Here is a 17397-nt window from a genome sequence, read left to right as displayed (position 1 = left end):
GTTTACTCGAAAATGTCATGCGCCGTAATTCCCAGCTTGACATGGAATCCTAATTGTCATTCCCAACTTGATCGGTACCCTTTATTCTGTCATTCCCGATTTAACGGGGATTGCATATTAGATTCCTTCCAAACGGTGATCTCTTATCCCCTTTACTAAATTCTATTTGAGAATAAGAAACCCGTCAACAAAAAATTGTAGACGGGCAAAACTTTTTACATATTTAAAGCGTTCGTGATATTTACGGGAATCCCCGCTAAAGAAAGGAGATTCTCATAAACTTCAGCCTGCCGACCTTGAAGAGGTGGGTCTCCCCCGGTTTTATATCCCTATTCTCCCCTTCGAGCTTCTCACCGTCCATGCTGACCGCCCCGTCTTTTATCATCTGCTTCGCCTTGGTGGTGGAGGTCGTAAGTTTGAGGTCCGTCAGCACCCTTGGAATCCAAAGGCCGTCTTGAGCCACGGCTTTTTTTTCAGCCATCTTCTCGATTACACACTCCCCCTCGGGAACATCCGTGGGGACCTCCCCCTTGGCGAAGACCCTGCCGAACTCCTCGAGGGCGTTGTCCGCCTCCTCCTTTCCCCAGAAACGGGCCGCCAGCTCCAGGGCGAGCGCCTCCTTTGCCTCCTTCGGATTTTTCGTGCCCTTTTTCATCTCCTCTTTCATAGCCCTGAATTCGGCCGTGGTAATATCCGAAAGGAGCTCATAATATTCCAGCATAAGCTCATCGGAAAGGCTCATCACCTTTCCGAATATCTCCTTTGCCGGCTCCGTAATACCGATGTAGTTATCGTTTGACTTTCCCATCTTCTTGACGCCGTCCGTGCCCACGAGGATGGGAACCGTTATGACAACCTGCGGCTCTTGGCCGAAATGCCTCTGGAGGTCACGCCCGACGAAGAGGTTGAATATCTGATCGGTGCCGCCCAGCTCCACGTCGGCCTTCAGCGCCACGGAGTCGTACCCCTGAACGAGGGGATATAGAAACTCGTGAATAGATATGGGCTTGTTGCTCTTGAAGCGGTTATTGAAGTCCTCCCGCTCGAGCATCCTCGCAACGGTCTGCTGGGCCGCAAGCTCGATAAGCCCCTCCGCGCTCATCTTGCGCATCCAGTTGGAGTTGAACTCGATGACCGTCTTTTTCTCGTCGAGTATCTTGAAAACCTGCTCCTTGTAGGTCTCGGCGTTCTTCAAAAGCACCTCCCGGGTAAGCTGCTCCCTGGTGTCTGATCTGCCGGAGGGGTCTCCTATCATGCCGGTGAAGTCGCCGATGAGAAACACGGCCGTGTGCCCGAGCTCCTGGAAGTGTTTCAGCTTCTGGATCAGGACCGTGTGCCCGAGGTGGAGGTCAGGCGCAGTGGGGTCGAACCCCGCCTTGACAATCAGGGGCTTCTTGCTCTTAATGGCTCCCGTTACCTTCTTTTCCATCTCCTCTTCCGAGATAATCTCGACCGTCCCTCTCAGTATCAAGTCCATCTGTTCATTAAGATTGTAGTTCATCGCTCTCCTTCTTTGGATATTTTTCACTGAATCTTTCAATATTTAAGCTCTTCCCGCTTTTTTTGTCTATCTCCACCACAACCCCCTGGGCCTCGACTCCTCCCTTGGCCGTCTCGAACCTCTGGGGAATGGACGTAAGAAAACGGGCCAACGCCCGCTCTTTCTTGACTCCTATAACGGAGTCCCTCGGGCCCGTCATCCCGGCATCCGTTATATAAGCCGTGCCGCCGGGGAGGATGCGCTCGTCCGCCGTCTGGATGTGGGTGTGGGTGCCTATTACCGCGCTTATCCTCCCATCCAGGAAATGGGCCAGGGATACCTTCTCCCTGGTGTCCTCGCCGTGAAAATCGAGGATGGTAATCGGCGTTTTGACATCCGAAAGAATCTCCTCCGCCCTCGAAAAGGGGTCGTCAAAATATCCCATATAAATCCTTCCCACGAGATTCATTACACAAACTTCCGTCCCGCCCCTCGTATTTATATTTATATATCCACTGCCCGGGGTGGATTTCGGATAGTTATCTGGCCTCAGGAGTTTCGGGTTTCTCTCAATGTAGTCAAATATCTCCCGCTTGTCCCAGATATGATTTCCGCTGGTCAGGACATCGACCCCGGCATCAAAGAGCTCCTCGGCGGTATCCACGGTCAGCCCGAACCCGCCGGCGGCGTTCTCGCAATTCGCGATAACGAGGTCACAGCCGTACTTCTCCAAAAGCCCAACAATAGTGGACTTCAGCCCCCTCCTCCCGGGCTTCCCGATAATGTCCCCGAAAAAGATTACTTTTAAAGCGGTTTCTTTCCCACCGTTTTTAAACATAGTCGCTTTTAAACATAGATAAAAATGCCCCTTCCCTCAAGATAATTTCGAGAAGGGGCCCTAAATATTGTTATCTTGCATATTCTACGGCTCTGGTCTCTCTTATCACGGTTACCTTGATCTGGCCCGGATAGGTGAGCTCCTCTTCGATCTTCTTGGCGATGTCCCTTGACATTATCAGTGAATCCTCGTCCGTCACCTGATCGCTGGTCACTATAATGCGAAGCTCCCTTCCCGCCTGAATCGCGTAGGACTTCGATATTCCGTTAAACGACTTTGCGATCTTCTCCAGATCGTTCAAGCGTCTCACGTACGTCTCCAGCATCTCCTTTCTGGCCCCGGGCCTCGCCGCCGAGAGCGTGTCCGCGGCCTGCACGAGGACCGCCAACGGAGTCTCCGGCTTCTCGTCGTTATGGTGCGCCGCGATGGAGTGCACTATCCGGTGGGATTCGCCGTAACGCCTTGCCAGGTCCGCCCCGATGACGGCATGGGGGCCCTCCACCTCATGATCCACCGCCTTTCCGATGTCGTGGAGCAGTCCCGCCCTCTTGGCCTGTCTGATATTGAGCTTCAATTCCGCCGCCATAACACCCATTATAAAGGCGACCTCGAGGGAATGTTGATAGACGTTCTGGGCGAAGCTGGTCCTGTACTTGAGCCTGCCTATAAGCTTGACCAGCTCGGGATGGAGGCCGTGAAGTCCAAGATCGAAACAGGCCTGTTCTCCGGCCTCCCTTATCTTGGTCTCCAGTTCCTCCGTCACCTTCTTTACGATCTCCTCTATCCTGGCCGGATGGATGCGGCCGTCCGTGATGAGCTTTTCAAGGGAGATCCTGGCAATTTCCCTGCGAACGGGATTGTGGGAAGACAGGATAACCGCCTCCGGTGTATCGTCGATAACGAGGTCTACGCCGGTGGCCGCCTCTATGGCGCGTATGTTCCTCCCCTCCCTCCCGATGATTCTGCCCTTCATCTCTTCGTTGGGTAGCGTTACGATCGACACCGTCCTTTCGGTTACAAATTCCCCCGCATAGCGCTGTATGGCGGTAGACATTATCTCGACCGACTTTTTGTCGGCGTTTTCACTCAGCTCCTCCTCTATCTTCCTGAGGCTTTTTGCCGCTTCGTGTTTTGCGTCGTCCTCTATAAGCTTGACCAGTTCCTGCTTTGCGGCCTCTCTGGTAATGCCGCTTATATCCTCGAGGGTTTTTTTCTGTTTCTCGACGAGTTCCTCTAATTCCTTTTCTTTCTCCTCGGCAGTTTTTATCTGAAGAGAGAGACTCCTATCCCTCTTTGAAAGCTCCACCTCTTTTTTATCCAGCTGCTCTATCTTCCTGTCGATATTTTCTTCCTTCGAGACCAGTCTCCTCTCCATGGAGCTCAGGTTATTTCTCTTCTCCTTCGTCTCCATCTCAAAGTCATGCTTCATCTGGTAAAGCGTGTCCTTTGCCGATAGTGAGGCCTCCTTCTTTATTGAATCCGCACTACGGTGAGCTTCATCAATGATCTTTGCGGCGGTATCTTCCGCGGATTCGATCCTCTTATTCGATAGAATCCTCTTCAGCCAGAAGCCTATAAGCACTCCCATGACCAATCCAGAACTCACCGCAAGTATAATTTCTGCTGACAAGGTTTACACACCTCCTTTTGTAAGGCTGCTTTTTATAAACATTTTATCATCCGACTTTCGGTGATAATATAGTCCACTTTTTTATCGTGAGGCTCGGCCGGGAGGTTTTCTACAATCTGCATATCAAATGCAAGCGCCGCCTTCACTGCTCTTAAATCGTTTTCTCCGGTCAGCCTGTCGTAATAGCCTCCCCCGTATCCCACCCGATGGCCCCTCTCATCAAATACGACTCCGGGGATTATCAGAAGGTCAATTTTATCGAGGGAGATAAAACTTTTTTTCAAAGAGGGCGGCTCATTTATGCCAAATGTGCCTACGGAAAGCTCCTCCAAGGCTTCGACCTCAAAGAAGAGGAGCCTCCCGATAGACTTCGAAGTTATCGGGAATCCCACCCTTTTTCCCAGGCCTTTTGCAAAATCAAAGATATTATCAGTTTTTACCTCGTTTCTTACGGGGGAGTAGAGCCCCAAATATACGGCGTCCTCGAAAAACGGGGTTTCTATCAGTTTCCTGCAAATTATCTCGCTTTTTCGAGCAACCTCCCTATTATCTAAACACTCCCTCTCTTTAAGGATAGAAATCCTCAGATCTGCTTTATCCAAATTTTTTAAATCTACTTTCTGGATCATGCCCCCCGCCGGGTGCCGTGTGTTGGTCTCATTTGAACCTGCATATCGCAGGTGGGCGCCATATTGCCGCTTAAGGTTTCCCACCTAATAGGAAGGCATACACACCGCGGCAAGGGACGGCTCCCTGTTTTTTAGCGTTGGCTCAAAATTAACTCCTCCATCACGTACATCGCAGGGGGCATGAAAATTAGCTAAACGGTCCCTATAAAATTATTCAAGGGATCAAACAAGGTTTTTGTTTTAAAAACGAGCCTAAAAAGAATAAGGAAGGGAAGCGGAGGATATTTCTATCTTCACATCGAGGGGATGCGGCCTTTTGAGGCCGCTGTTGATCTTCGCTCTTCGCAGTTATTTCAACCTTGAGATAACTCCTTGGATTGGGGAGGACAGCTTATATGATATTAAGGGCTCTTCTCCCTCATTTTTTCTTACTAACGCTCCTTGAAACACGAGGAATTTTCGGAGCGCTTTCCCTATCTTTCACGTTATACATCCCACATTCACTTTACACCCTTTATATCTGCCGGCATTGCGCAAAAAAATTGACCGAAAAACCCTCCATCCCCTAAAGCCCATAAGGTAATTTTCAAATTCGCACAATGCCTACCCCCCCAGCCTAAAGCCACCAGACCGCTTATCCCCTTAGACCTACCTCCTCCCTCACCCTCCTCCTTCATCTCCCCCCAATTACCCCCTCCCCGCTACACCCCTTCCGCCACTATAAAATCTCCATCTTCTTCAAAAGGTCTTCAATCCTTGAATCGGCCTCCTCCCTTCCCGATGTTATCCTATCAATCTCCTTTCGAAGCTCTCTAACCTCCAGATCTTTTTGAGCTAACGTTTGGCTGAGCCTAAGATTATCATCCTTCAACTCAGAACATTTTTTTACAAGTAAATCTATCTTCTCTTCTAAAACCTTAAATCTATCGAAATCCATTATTTCTTGCTTCTCTTGGGACTCAATCTTGTAAATTTGAAACCCCACGCACCCCAATTATCTATTTTATTGAAAAAAAAGTCAAGAAATTTATAAAATTATGCTATTATTAAGTTTCTTGTATATATAAAACCGTTTCCCTCCCTCCGCTAATCTTCGCTCAGAAGCGCGGCGACAAATTTGTCCGGCTCGAATCGATCCAGGTCATCCACCCCCTCTCCGACACCCACGTACTTAATGGGTATCTTGAGCTCATCGAAGAGGGGAAAGATCGCCCCCCCCTTGGCGGTCCCGTCAAGCTTCGTCAGCGCTATTCCGGTAATCCCGATTTCCTCCGAGAACTTCCTTGCCTGGACGATGTTGTTTTGCCCGATGGATGCGTCCAAGACCAAGAGTGTCTCGTGGGGGGCGTCCGGCACTCCCTTTTGGAGGACCCTCTTTATCTTCTTGAGCTCCTCCATCAGATTGTATTTCGTGTGAAGCCTTCCGGCCGTGTCCACGAAGATATAGTCGACTTCCTTCGCCTTTGCCCTCTCGAGGGCATCGAAGGCAACAGACGCGGGATCCGAGCCGCGATCCTGCGATATGACCTGAACGCCCACCTTCTCTCCCCACAGGATCAACTGCTCTATGGCGGCATCGCGGAAGGTGTCCCCTGCGGCCAGAAGGACGCTTTTCCCCTCGGACAACAGCCGGTTCGCTATTTTTGCGATGGTGGTGGTCTTGCCCGTCCCGTTTACCCCCACAACAAGGACGACCGTGGGCGGTTTTGCGCTTTCGATCAATTCCCCTTCGGATCCGTCAAGGATTAAGAGGAGCAGACTGTTAAGCTCTTCGATAAGTCCCGATTTGGTGGGTTTGTTTTTTTTGGCCCATCCGGATATATCATCGATGATGGTCTCCGTAAGCTTCACTCCGATGTCAGACGTCAGAAGGATCTCCTCGATCTTGTCAAAAGTATCGTCGCTTAACTTTTCGTGCTCCGCGGTCAACAGGTCCACGCCCTCGGCAAATCTCTTTCGCGTACCGCTCAAACCCTTGGCAAGACGGGAGACAAAGCTACCTTTAGACATCAGTCTTCCTCGATAATATCCCTTATGGCCTCCTTGAGATTCATTATGGAAGGGGTTATGCTTGGGGTGGGCGCAAGTCTCAGAATGAGATAGTTCTCTTTTTGGATTGGGGAGGTTATGATGTAGAAGTTATCGGTTCTTACGACTATCTCGCTGTAGTCCCCGGAATCGATCCTTTGAGATATGGCCTCGAGGCGTTTGTGGATGGGGACCATGTGCGCTCCAAGAAGCTTCATCTGATACTCGTTGTCCTTTGCATAGACCACTATCTCCTCCCCGTTGTTGTCGACCATTATACATCCGGTCGCCCCTGGGATTCTCTCAACAAGCTTCTTTATTGCGTCAAGATACAACACTTAATCCCTCGTGATCCGTAAGCTTGACCGAAACCATCTTGGAAACGCCCGGGTCTTCCATCGTAATCCCGTAGAGGGTGTCGGCCATCTCCATTGTTTTCTTGTTATGGGTGATCAGGATTACCTGAGAGGTCAGAGATATCTCCTTCAACAGATCAATAAACCTCTCGATATTTATATCGTCCAGCGGGGCGTCCACCTCGTCCATCATACAGAAAGGAGTCGGTTTTATCAAGAAAATAGAGAAGATCAGGGCGATCGCGGTAAGCGCCTTTTCCCCACCCGAAAGGAGCGTGATGCTTGAAAGCCTCTTATCCGGGGGCTGGGCCATAATCTCCACCCCGCTTTCGAGGGGATCGTCTTTATCGGTCAGGACTATTCTTGCCTTCCCCCCCGGGACGAGACGGGGAAAGACCTCCCCGAACTTTTCGTTTATCTCGTTGAACGTGTTTAGAAATCTCTCCCTGGATTTCTTGTCGATTTTCTTTATCGTCTTGTTCAGGGAATCGATAGAATCCAGTAGGTCCGACTCCTGACTCTTAAGGAACTCGTATCTCTCCATTCGGGAGTTGTACTCCGAAATCGCCAGCAGGTTTACCTCACCGAACTTGTCTATCCTCTTTTTCAGCCTATCTATCTCTTCTTTGAGATCAACATCGTCTATTTTCTCAGACACATAGTTCATGTAGGTCTCGCCGATCTCCTCGTTGTACCTCTCTTTAGTATTAGCCGTCAGCCTCTCCAGTTCCCACGCGAGCTCCCTGATTTCATCCCTCTTTTGCTGAAGGCCCTCCCTTACCTTAGCGAGCTCCCCTTGAGCTTTTTTCCGCTCATTTTCCAGCTCCTTTTCCCTCGACAGCCCGCCGTCCACTTCCGCCCTTGCGTCTCTCAGCTTGTCTTCGAGCTCCTTTGAGGCCATAATCTTCTCGGAGAGCTCCCTCTCGCTTTCAGAGATCTTCCGGGTGAAATCCTCTATCTCCGCCTCCCCGTCCGATATGCCCCTCGCCTTGTTGTCCCTGTCCCGCTCGGCGCGCTCGATCTGCCTTTTCAGTTCCTCCAGCGACTCGGAAAGGTGCTCCTTTAAGTCGATCGCCTTGTTCAGTGAGAGCTTAGCCTCTGTCTCCTCCTCCTCGACCTCCCTCATCACCTTTCTTTTTTCCTGAAGCTCGGATCTCAAAGCCTCATCATCCGCCTTGAGTCCATCCTCCCTCTTCCCGGCACTTTCAAGCTCCTTGACGGACTCTTCCCTCTCCGACTTGAGCCTCTCTATTTCATCCGACTCCTTGCGGACGGCCGCCTCCGTCTCCGTCACTGCCTTTTCAACCCGCGTCCTGTCCTTTATTGACGCATCGAGCTCCGTCTTTAGCGTCTGCGACTTCATTTTAAGATCAGAAAGCCCCTTTTCCTCCCTCTTGAAATCGGCCTTCGCCGAGGAGAGCTCGTCCCTCGTCGTGTTGAGGTTTTCTTCGATATTTATTAGTCCCCTCTCCAGCCCGATTACATCTTTTTCAAGGCCCTCCCTCTCCCTCCTGTTTTTAAAGACGCTGAATCCGCCCTCCCTGCTCCCCCCAAAGATGAGCCCCTCCGGGGTTACAAGCTCGCCGTCCAGCGTGACCAGTGAGAAATCGGGCTTTTTCTCCTCCCATACCCTCAGGGCGCTCTCCAGCGTATCGACGAGGTGGGCGTCGCCGAAAAACGAGAGGATGTTCCCCATCCCCCCCTCGCCCTTGACCTTCACGCTTTCCCTGAGTCTTCCGAGGACGCCGTTACCCGAGAGGGACGCGCCGCCCCCCCTCCCGTTTATATTTTCCATAGGGATGAAGACAGCCCTTCCCGAACCGTCGCTCTTCAGACGGTCGATCTGCCTTCTGGCATCCTCGAGGCCCCTCACAACAACCGCCGAGACGGCCTCCCCAAGATAACCCTCCAACGCCTTTTCGTGCCCTTCATCTGTCTCTATGAAGTCGGAGAAGATACCAATTACCCCCTCCCCCTTTCCGGTCATTATCCCCTTTACGCCCTCGCTAAGTCCCTCATAGTTCTTCTCCATCTCCAGCAGGATCGCAAGTTTTGAATTCGCCCTGGCAAGCTTCGACCCCGCCTCCTCCCTCTCCCTTAAGACCTCCGACTCCCTTTTCGTAAGACCCTCGATTTTCAGGTCCAGATCGGAGAGCCTCCCGGAGCAATCCTTTACCTCGGCCTCAACACGATCTCTCTCGGAAGACCTCCCGTCCACAAGGTCGTTGAGCCTCGTAATCTCGGCCTTCAGGGAATTGAGCTCCCCGGCCCTTTCCTCGATCATTCCGGTGAATCTCGCTATCAATCTGCCGGTCGAGTCGATGCCGTTTCTCAGCTCCGATATCCGGGAGGCCTCGAAAAGCCTTTGCTTCTGGAGCTCATCGCCCCTTGCCGCGAGATCGTCGACTACGGCCGTAACATCTGAGAGCCTCCCCTCTATCTCGTTTAGATTGGATCTCAAGGATTCGGCTTCTTCCCGGGACGACCGGATACGGCCTTCGAGTCCCTCGATCCGCCCCGACGTCTCCGTAATGAAGCCTTCAAGCTCGCCCCTCTCGCCGTCCAATGACTCGTTTCTCCTCCTCGTCGACTCGATCCTGTCCTTCAAATGCCTGATCGATTCCTCCACCGTCTTTATCTCGGCCTCGTTGGAGAAGAAACTCCTCTGTATCTGGGAAAACTGCTCTTCCACCTCCATCGATGAGGTCTTCATCTCCTCTATTTTCCCCTCGACAACCAAAAGCCTGGCCTCGGCCACGGCTTCCTCCTCCTCCTTCCCCTTGAGCCTCTTCTGCTCGGCTTCTATCTCTTCGGTAAGGCGCAAATAGCCCTTTGCGGCGTCCATCAACTCGGATTTCTTGAGATTCTCCTTCAACTCCTTATAATCCTCCGCCCTCTTCGCCTGCTGGGCCAGGGAGTCCATCTGCCGCTTGACCTCCCCGATTATGTCGCCGATCCTCAAGAGGTTGTTCCTCGTCGACTCGATCTTCCGTATCGCCTCTATCTTCTTGGCCTTGTATTTGGTGATCCCCGCCGCCTCCTCGACGAAAACCCTCCTTTCTTCGGGACGGGCGGAGATTATACTCCCTATCTGCCCCTGGGCGATTATCGAGTAGGTCTTTGCGCCAACGCCGGTTCCCATAAAGAGGCCGTTGATATCCTTCAAACGGCACGGCGCCTTGTTCAGGAAATACTCGCTCTCCCCGGAGCGGTAGATCCTTCTCCTGACCGTTATCTCGTGATAGGTGGAAAAATTCGGGGGGACAATTCCGTCGGCGTGGGTGAACGTAAGGGTGACCTCGGCCATTCCCAGGGGCTTTTTGTCCCCGGAGCCGTTAAAGATTACATCCTCCATCGCCTTTCCCCTGAGGGACTTGACGCTCTGTTCCCCCAGGGCCCACTTTATGGCGTCAACGATGTTTGACTTACCGGAGCCGTTCGGCCCCACCACGGCGGTTATCCCCCTGGGAAACGTCAGGGTCGACTTGTCGATGAAGGACTTGAAGCCAAGGATTTCTAATTTCTTTATTTTCATCGAATTTTCATCGGCAGAAATTTCAGCTATTTAGTATCATATTTTGGCGACCATGTAAAGGGAAAAGTGGATATATAGTTATTATATTCTCTTAAAATACCACATATAGTGTATAATTTGCCCATTTATGACTCGACCGGACGCGCTTTTTTATCTCCCCTTCTTGAGCTTTGCCGGGACGTACGGACACAGCGGCTCAGGGGCGAGGTAATCTCCGTGATGGTAGTAGGCCCTCGCCCTGCATCCGCCGCAGACATCGACGTATTCGCACCTGCCGCACTTTCCTGTCAGCAGGGAATAGTCCCTGAGGCGCAAAAAGAGCTCCGATTTTTCCCATATCTCCCGTATCGGCCTCTCCCTGACGCTCCCTCCAGAGACCTCGAGGTAGCCGCAGGGCTGGGTATCGCCGCCGTGGGAGATGAAGAGGAAAGATATCCCGCCGAGACACCCCCTCGTGGAGGCGGAGAGATCCCCCGAGCCGCCGGGGTGACCGTGAGCGGGTTTGTCTCCCCTCCCCTTTGAATCTATGTCTACGCCGTCGATTGCGGCCGTCTCCCTCTTTATCCGCATGTACTGGGGGGCACAGGTGACCTTGACCTCGTGGGGGGCCTCCCTCTCATACCGGCAGATGTCTTTCAATATTCGCTCGTACTCCTCGCCGTCAAGGGAGTCTTCGGCCATATCCCTCCCCCTCCCCGTGGGAACGAGGAGAAAAAGGTGGTGGGCGACGGCCCCGAGGCGACGGACCAGATCCTCTATCTCGGAAAGCTCGCCCATGTTTCTTTTTGTGATGGTGGTATTTATTTGAAACGGGAGACCTTCCGCCTTTGCGCTCTCGACACCGAAGACCGCTCCGGCAAAGGCCCCGGGGACTCCCCTCAAGTCGTCGTGGGACTTTGCGTCTTTGCCGTCTATGCTGATCGACACCCTCTTGATCCCGGCACCTAAAAGCTCCCTCGCCCTCTCCCTTGTCAGGAGTGTCCCGTTGGTGGCAAGGACCATCCTCAGGCCCAGCTCCGTCCCCGCCCTTGCGATCTCGGAGACATCTTTCCTCATCAAAGGCTCGCCCCCGGTCAGGATCACAATCGGGCTTGAGAAGGCGGCGATATCCTCTATGAGCCTCAACGACTCCTCGGTCGTAAGCTCCCCAGGGTAGGGCCCCATCTCCGAGGAGGCCCTGCAGTGATCGCAGGCGAGGTTGCAGGAGCGGGTAATCTCCCAGGCAACCAGCCTCAGTCCCGACTCGATTTTATCACGATTTTTCAAATCTGGGCTTCTTAAAAAAATGGATGTCGAAAAAGTCTTGGATCTCTCCAATTCTACAACAACATATCAAATTGCTAAAGGGGAAAATCAATGACAAAAACGGCGGCCCCCCGAGAGAAAAATCACCCCAACCTCCCCACACTATCGCATATCCTTCATTAAATAGAAGGTTTCCAACACCCACAAGACACAAATTGCAGCGCCGTGCCCCCCCTCCCTCTAAATATCCGCGAGGAGCCTCGCCGCCTCGGGGGCGAAATAGGTCAAAATCATATCGGCCCCAGCCCTCTTGATGCAGGTCAGCATCTCCATCATGACCCTCTCCCCGTCGATCCAGCCCTCCTTTGCGGCGGCCTTTACCATCGAGTACTCCCCGCTGACGTTATAGGCGGCGACCGGAAGGTCGAAGCGCTCCTTGACCCTGAAGATGATGTCGAGATACGCGATGGCCGGCTTTACCATTACGATATCGGCCCCCTCCTCGATATCCAACTCTATCTCCCTCATCGCCTCCCTGGCGTTAGGGACCTGCATCTGATGAGAGCGCCTGTCGCCGAAGGACGGGGCGGAATCCACCGCATCCCTGAACGGATTATAGAGACTTGAGGCGTACTTTGCGGCGTACGACATAATGGGGGTGTTTATAAACCCCTCCCTTTCCAGACCCTCCCTTATCGCCCCCACCCTTCCGTCCATCATATCGGACGGGGCCACCATGTCCGATCCCGCCCTCGCGTGGGAGACGGCTATCTTCACCAAAAGGTCGAGGGTCGGGTCGTTTTTTATCTCGCCGTCGGCCACTATCCCGCAGTGACCGTGGCTCGTGTAATCACAGAGACACACGTCGGTTATGACCAAGAGCTCCGGGAGACTGTCTTTCAAGGCCTTTATGGAACGTTGAACTATCCCGTCCTTATCATAGCCCTCGCTTCCCGCCTCGTCCTTCACCTTCGGGATGCCGAAGAGGATCACGGCGGGAATGCCCAACTTGTAAATCCTTCCTGCCTCCTCGACGAGTCGGTCGAGGGAGAAGTGAAAGCACCCGGGCATGGAGGGAATCTCGTCCTTCACCTCCTTTCCGTGAACCACGAACATCGGATAGATGAGATCCTTGACATCGAGCCTGGTCTCCGCCACCATGTCCCTGATCCCCTCTTTCATCCTCAGACGTCTCATTCTCGTGCGTGGAAAGGACAATTCAAATCCCCCTAAATGAAAGTAATTATAATTATCTATGGAAACAATCTAACATCTACCACCCTTTATTTCAAGAAAATTTGACAGAACGAAGAAAAAGCTTTAGAATATAGAGTCGTTAAGCGAATACTTTTATGGAACTTACATTATCTTTCGATAAAAAGTGAAAACCCGACTTCCAATAACGCTCTTTATCGCTGCATCAATAACTTTTGTAATCCCCGGCTCTCCGGCGGCAAAAATCCCCGACAAGGACGCCACGAAGGTCGTTGTACTGGTGCACGGCTTTATGAGGACAAAGCACTCGATGCACTTCCTCGAAAGAGAGCTTACGCTTCAGGGATATTACGTCATCAACGAGACCTATCCCAGCCTGGAAAAGAGCCTTGAAGAGAACGCGGATTTCTTAAACAACACGATTGTTTTAGAGACGGAAAAGATAAAGGGTGACTATGAGATCTACTTCGTCACCTACAGCATGGGGGGACTTGTTACTCGCTGCTACCTCAACAAATATCGGCCTGCCCATACCGTCAGGATGGTCATGATAGCCCCGCCCAACCGGGGGGCGATAAAAGCCGAGTTCTTCAGCGAGTTTCCCCTCTCCGATAAGTTTCTCGGGCCGAGCGGGCTGGAGATGGCAAGGGGGGAGGACTTCCTGACTGAGCTGTGCGGCGGCACCCCGAATATCCAGTTCGGCATAATATCCGGAGGAAAGGGGGATAACGAGGGATACTCAAAGAAAATTCCCGGCGACGACGACGGGACGGTTAGCGTCTGGAGCACGTACCTGAAAGGTTCAAACGATTTCATCCTCCTGAACCATCAGCACACCTTCATCTGTTACTACAAGGACGTCATAGAAAACACAAAAAATTTCCTTGAAAGGGGGGTGTTTCTCGTTCACTCCACGCCGCCCACAAAAGAACGGTAGGCACCCTTAACAGCCGTCGTTTTTGTATGAATGGATGCCGATTTTGGGACACGGCTCATTGAAATCTCGATTAGGCACAAATCCCTTGTGAAAAAAGTCTAAAATAATAGATTTAAATTTTTACTTGACTTGAGCTTCAAAATAGATTATTTTATCGAGTAATAGAAATGGAGGAGGTTATCAGTGAAGAGAGATGACGATAAGAATCCAATAAATATTAAGGAACGGTCTTATCCCGCCAATTTTGTGATGGAGCTTTTTAATATCACCCGTCAGCAGCTCTACTACTGGAGAAAGAACCTCCTTAAAGCGACGGGAAACGGTACAGGGAAACAAACCCTATATTCATTTCAGGATCTGGTCGGCATAAAGACCATTCTGAAGCTTCGGGAAGAGGGGGTTTCCACCCATATGATCACCAGGGTGATCAAAAAATCGAAAGACCTCTTTCCCGATATGGAAAATCTCCTCTCCAATACGCCCGTCATACCATCCGGAGGAAGGCTGATAGTCCTCTACCGCGGAGACGCCTTCGACGGGGCGACGGGGCAGGGTGTATTTATCAGCCTGCTCGAAGTGGAAAAGGAGCTGGAGGAGCGCATCAGGGAGAAGCTGAGAGAAACCGCATAATGGAACTCTTATTGTGCTAAGAAAAATGCGATCTGTTTAATTTGGTAAATCTATATCCCTTTTAAATTTTATATCTTCTCTATCTGAAATAGTAATTGATATTCCATGAACGGTGATAATCAAGCCTGCCCGCTGTGCAATCCGAAGCCGGAGGATATACTTTTCGATACCCATAATTTCTACATCATGGCGTCCAAAAGCACCTCCGACATCATTATCATCCCCAAAAAACACTACTCCGCCATGGCCGACATCCCGAACGAGATAAACCTGGAATTTGACGAATTGAGGATGCTGATCAGAAAGGTCCTCAACGTGGATTTCAGTGATTGTGTTTTTTACGAACACACCGGCGGAGACCACGCCAAGGTCTTTATAGGACACGGCGAAGGACACGGGCATGCCCATTTCCACTTTTCTCCGAAGGGGTACGAGCTCCTGCAGAAAATCCCCGACACGCACATTCGGGAAGTCGATTCCTGGAACGATCTGATCGCATCGAGGAGGAACGGGGAACAATATCTTTACATAGAGGACAACGTCAACAAGAAGTACGTGATCATGATCGACGACGTAAGACACATCCTTGAGGAGGGTAAATAGCCGCGTAATTCTCCCCCGAAGAGCACCGTCCGACAAGCTTATGCGGTTCAACTTAAAACGGCACTTTTGATCCGTCGCCCGCCGCTGCCCGCGCTCGCTGACATTTCAAAAATTTTCAATTTTAGTTTTTCCGTAAAAAAGAGCCGCGCGGCCTCCTGTGTGACTCTTTGCAATCTCTTTTAAGCTTATTGTATCAACGTCATTTTTCGACCATATCTTCCATCAAAAGTCTATTTTGTCATCTTATTCAACTCGTCCAACAGCTTCATCTCATCGTAGATTCCGGCACCGGCCTAATAGGGCTGGCCCGGGACCTTAAGCATATAGGATATCTTCCTCACAGGCGAGTTGCCTCCCTGCTTGGTCTAATAGTACTCCACCCAACCGCCGGTCGGCCGTCTCCCCTGCCGATCCAATCCTCACAGCGATTACCATAACAAAGGCCTTTGAAGTGATTAAAAAAAAATCGGGGCGGATTCAAAACCCGCCCCGGCACTATTTATAATATCCTGAATGGCCGGACCAATGCTCAGCCCTGAGCCATCCACCCATCACACTATTTTCTCAACACCTTTTTGTCCAGCTTCCCGACGCTGGTTAGTGGCATCTCGGAAAGTATCTCTATCTCCTTCGGCACCTCGTAGGGGGCAAGCCTCTCCTTGGCGTAACCCAATATCTCTTTTTTCAAGGCCTCCTTGTCCGTTCCCGGATCAATTGACGGAGAGAGCGTGAGATAGGCCCTGACCATCTCGGAGCCCGGCCTGTCCGGGTTCGGGACACCGACCGTTGCCGCAATCTCCACGGCGGGGTGCGTTGCGATGATGTCCTCGACCTTCTTGGAGAAGACCTTGAAGCCGCTGACGATTATCATGTCCTTCGTTCTGTCGACGATCGTCAGATACCCGTCCTCGTCCTGCACCATAACATCCCCGGTGTGCATGTATCCCTCCGAATCGACCGCCCGCTTCGTCTCCTCGTGATTTTTGAAATAACCCACCATAAGCTGGGGACACCTTATGAGGAGCTCCCCGGGCTCCCCCTGCTTTGCCTCCTTTCCCGTTGCGGGGTCGACGAGTTTAATGTCGGTATTTATCATCGGAAGCCCGATGGTCCCCAGCTTCTTCTTGCCCTTGATCGGATTCATTACCGTGATGGCGGCGGTCTCGGTCATCCCGTACAGCTCGATGAGCTTTTCCTTCCCTATAATAGACTCCAGCTCCTTCTGGGAACCGACCGGGAAGGGGGCGGCGGCCGAGATGCACTGTGCGAGGTCCGAGTGATCGAGCTTCCTGAACTTGGGGTTGGATAGAAGCAAGTAGTAAAGGGACGGGACGTTGGCTATCAGGTGCGGCCTGTACTTTTCGAGTATATTGCAGAGGAAGTCGGTATTTCTGGGATCAGGGAGGAGGAGCTGGGTCCAGCCGTTATAGACCGAGAACTCGTTGAATGCCATTCCCGCGATGTGAAACATCGGAAACGCCGAGAGGACGGGCCCCACCTCCTTTTCCCACTCCATGTACTTGTTTGCCACGAGGATCTCCGCCACGTTGTTTCTGTGACTCAGAAGCGCCCCCTTGGGGACTCCCGTGGTGCCGCCGGTGTACATGATAAGGGCGATGTCATCCGGGGATATTTTGACATTCGGCGCCGTGTCCGAGTAGGCCCCGGCCTTGATTACATCGGGTAAATTCAGGACTATTTTCCCCTCGATGGGGGTGACTTCCCCCGAGGGGAGCTTCTTCAGGAGCTTTCCCAGCACCCGCTTTATCTTGGGGAGAAAGTTGCCCACGTTTGTCGCCACGATCAGATCGAGCTTGGGAAGCTTTTGGGCGATCTTCGTAACCCTCTCGGCGAATATAATATCGAGAGTCACAAACCCCTTCATCTCGGAGTCCTTGATCTGGTGCTCCATCTCATTGATAGAAAGAAGGGGCGACACCCCGCTTACGACGCACCCGGTCTTCAACGCCCCCAGCCAGGCGATCGGAAACTCCGGAATGTTGGGAAGGCAGATCCCCACCACGTCCCCCTTCTTGAACCCGTTCTTGATGAGCAGATTGGCGAACCGATTGGAGTACAGGTCGAGCTCCCCGAAGGTCACCGGCACGTCCATGAATACAAACGCCGGCTTTTCCCGCTTTTCCGTAAGGCTCTTCTTGAAGAGATCGAGCAGGTTGTTTTCAAAGAGCTTCGGATCAACGTCCGGGATCTTCCGACCGTACGATTTTGTCCAGAATCTCTTTTCCTCTGCACTATTTTTTGCCATAATAT

General features: G+C 51.9%; 14 protein-coding genes and 1 other RNA gene. 3 read left to right on the top strand and 12 right to left on the bottom strand.

Going from position 1 to position 17397, the window contains the following annotated elements; genetic code table 11:
* Positions 1-256 precede the first annotated feature (256 nt).
* From JW984_00445 to hemB, 11 genes are all read right to left on the bottom strand, one after another.
* Entirely contained in the window at positions 257-1501 is a 1245-nt protein-coding gene (locus JW984_00445) for a tyrosine--tRNA ligase (GenBank protein ID MBN1571646.1), read from the bottom strand.
* Positions 1485-2318 carry a TIGR00282 family metallophosphoesterase gene (locus JW984_00440; protein ID MBN1571645.1) on the bottom strand — a complete coding sequence of 278 codons (834 nt, stop codon included), beginning with the start codon at positions 2316-2318 and terminating at the stop codon, positions 1485-1487. Before JW984_00440 ends, JW984_00445 begins: the two co-directional genes overlap by 17 nt.
* A gap of 70 nt (positions 2319-2388) precedes the next feature.
* A complete protein-coding gene (gene rny, locus JW984_00435; protein MBN1571644.1) occupies positions 2389-3948 on the bottom strand; it encodes a ribonuclease Y in 1560 nt (519 codons plus the stop codon).
* A 32-nt stretch (positions 3949-3980) separates the two neighbouring features.
* Positions 3981-4577, bottom strand: coding sequence for a 5-formyltetrahydrofolate cyclo-ligase (locus JW984_00430; GenBank protein ID MBN1571643.1), 597 nt, complete (start codon positions 4575-4577; stop codon positions 3981-3983).
* A non-coding RNA gene (ssrS, locus tag JW984_00425) (6S RNA) lies at positions 4576-4758 on the bottom strand. The genes JW984_00430 and ssrS overlap by 2 nt, the downstream gene beginning before the upstream one ends.
* Before the next feature lie 537 nt (positions 4759-5295).
* Positions 5296-5514, bottom strand: a complete 219-nt coding sequence (gene zapB, locus JW984_00420) for a cell division protein ZapB (protein MBN1571642.1) — start codon at positions 5512-5514, stop codon at positions 5296-5298.
* A 149-nt stretch (positions 5515-5663) separates the two neighbouring features.
* Positions 5664-6587 carry a signal recognition particle-docking protein FtsY gene (gene ftsY / locus JW984_00415; GenBank protein MBN1571641.1) on the bottom strand — a complete coding sequence of 308 codons (924 nt, stop codon included), beginning with the start codon at positions 6585-6587 and terminating at the stop codon, positions 5664-5666.
* Positions 6587-6943: a roadblock/LC7 domain-containing protein gene (locus tag JW984_00410; protein ID MBN1571640.1), complete on the bottom strand. Its 357-nt coding sequence runs from the start codon at positions 6941-6943 to the stop codon at positions 6587-6589. The genes ftsY and JW984_00410 overlap by 1 nt, the downstream gene beginning before the upstream one ends.
* Positions 6930-10496, bottom strand: a complete 3567-nt coding sequence (smc, locus tag JW984_00405; GenBank protein MBN1571639.1) for a chromosome segregation protein SMC — start codon at positions 10494-10496, stop codon at positions 6930-6932. The genes JW984_00410 and smc overlap by 14 nt, the downstream gene beginning before the upstream one ends.
* A gap of 150 nt (positions 10497-10646) precedes the next feature.
* Positions 10647-11783, bottom strand: coding sequence for a radical SAM protein (locus JW984_00400; GenBank protein ID MBN1571638.1), 1137 nt, complete (start codon positions 11781-11783; stop codon positions 10647-10649).
* 198 nt (positions 11784-11981) lie between these two features.
* Positions 11982-12959: a porphobilinogen synthase gene (gene hemB / locus JW984_00395; protein ID MBN1571637.1), complete on the bottom strand. Its 978-nt coding sequence runs from the start codon at positions 12957-12959 to the stop codon at positions 11982-11984.
* Between the two features lie 163 nt (positions 12960-13122).
* Here hemB and JW984_00390 point away from each other — a divergent pair, with 163 nt between their 5' ends.
* The 3 genes from JW984_00390 (at position 13123) to JW984_00380 (ending at position 15126) form a co-directional block, all read left to right on the top strand.
* Positions 13123-13893 carry a hypothetical protein gene (locus JW984_00390; protein ID MBN1571636.1) on the top strand — a complete coding sequence of 257 codons (771 nt, stop codon included), beginning with the start codon at positions 13123-13125 and terminating at the stop codon, positions 13891-13893.
* Between the two features lie 183 nt (positions 13894-14076).
* Positions 14077-14523 (top strand): MerR family transcriptional regulator, encoded by a 447-nt coding sequence (locus JW984_00385; GenBank protein ID MBN1571635.1) that lies wholly within the window; start codon positions 14077-14079, stop codon positions 14521-14523.
* A 105-nt stretch (positions 14524-14628) separates the two neighbouring features.
* Complete coding sequence (locus tag JW984_00380; GenBank protein ID MBN1571634.1) at positions 14629-15126, top strand: hypothetical protein; 498 nt, start codon at positions 14629-14631, stop codon at positions 15124-15126.
* 556 nt (positions 15127-15682) lie between these two features.
* On the opposite strand, the gene JW984_00375 is transcribed toward JW984_00380, so the two are convergent.
* Positions 15683-17392, bottom strand: a complete 1710-nt coding sequence (locus tag JW984_00375) for an AMP-binding protein (protein ID MBN1571633.1) — start codon at positions 17390-17392, stop codon at positions 15683-15685.
* Positions 17393-17397 lie beyond the last annotated feature (5 nt).

This window comes from Candidatus Zymogenus saltonus, assembly GCA_016929395.1.
GTDB lineage: Bacteria > Desulfobacterota > Zymogenia > Zymogenales > Zymogenaceae > Zymogenus > Zymogenus saltonus.
This window is presented reverse-complemented; position numbering and strand designations above follow the sequence as displayed.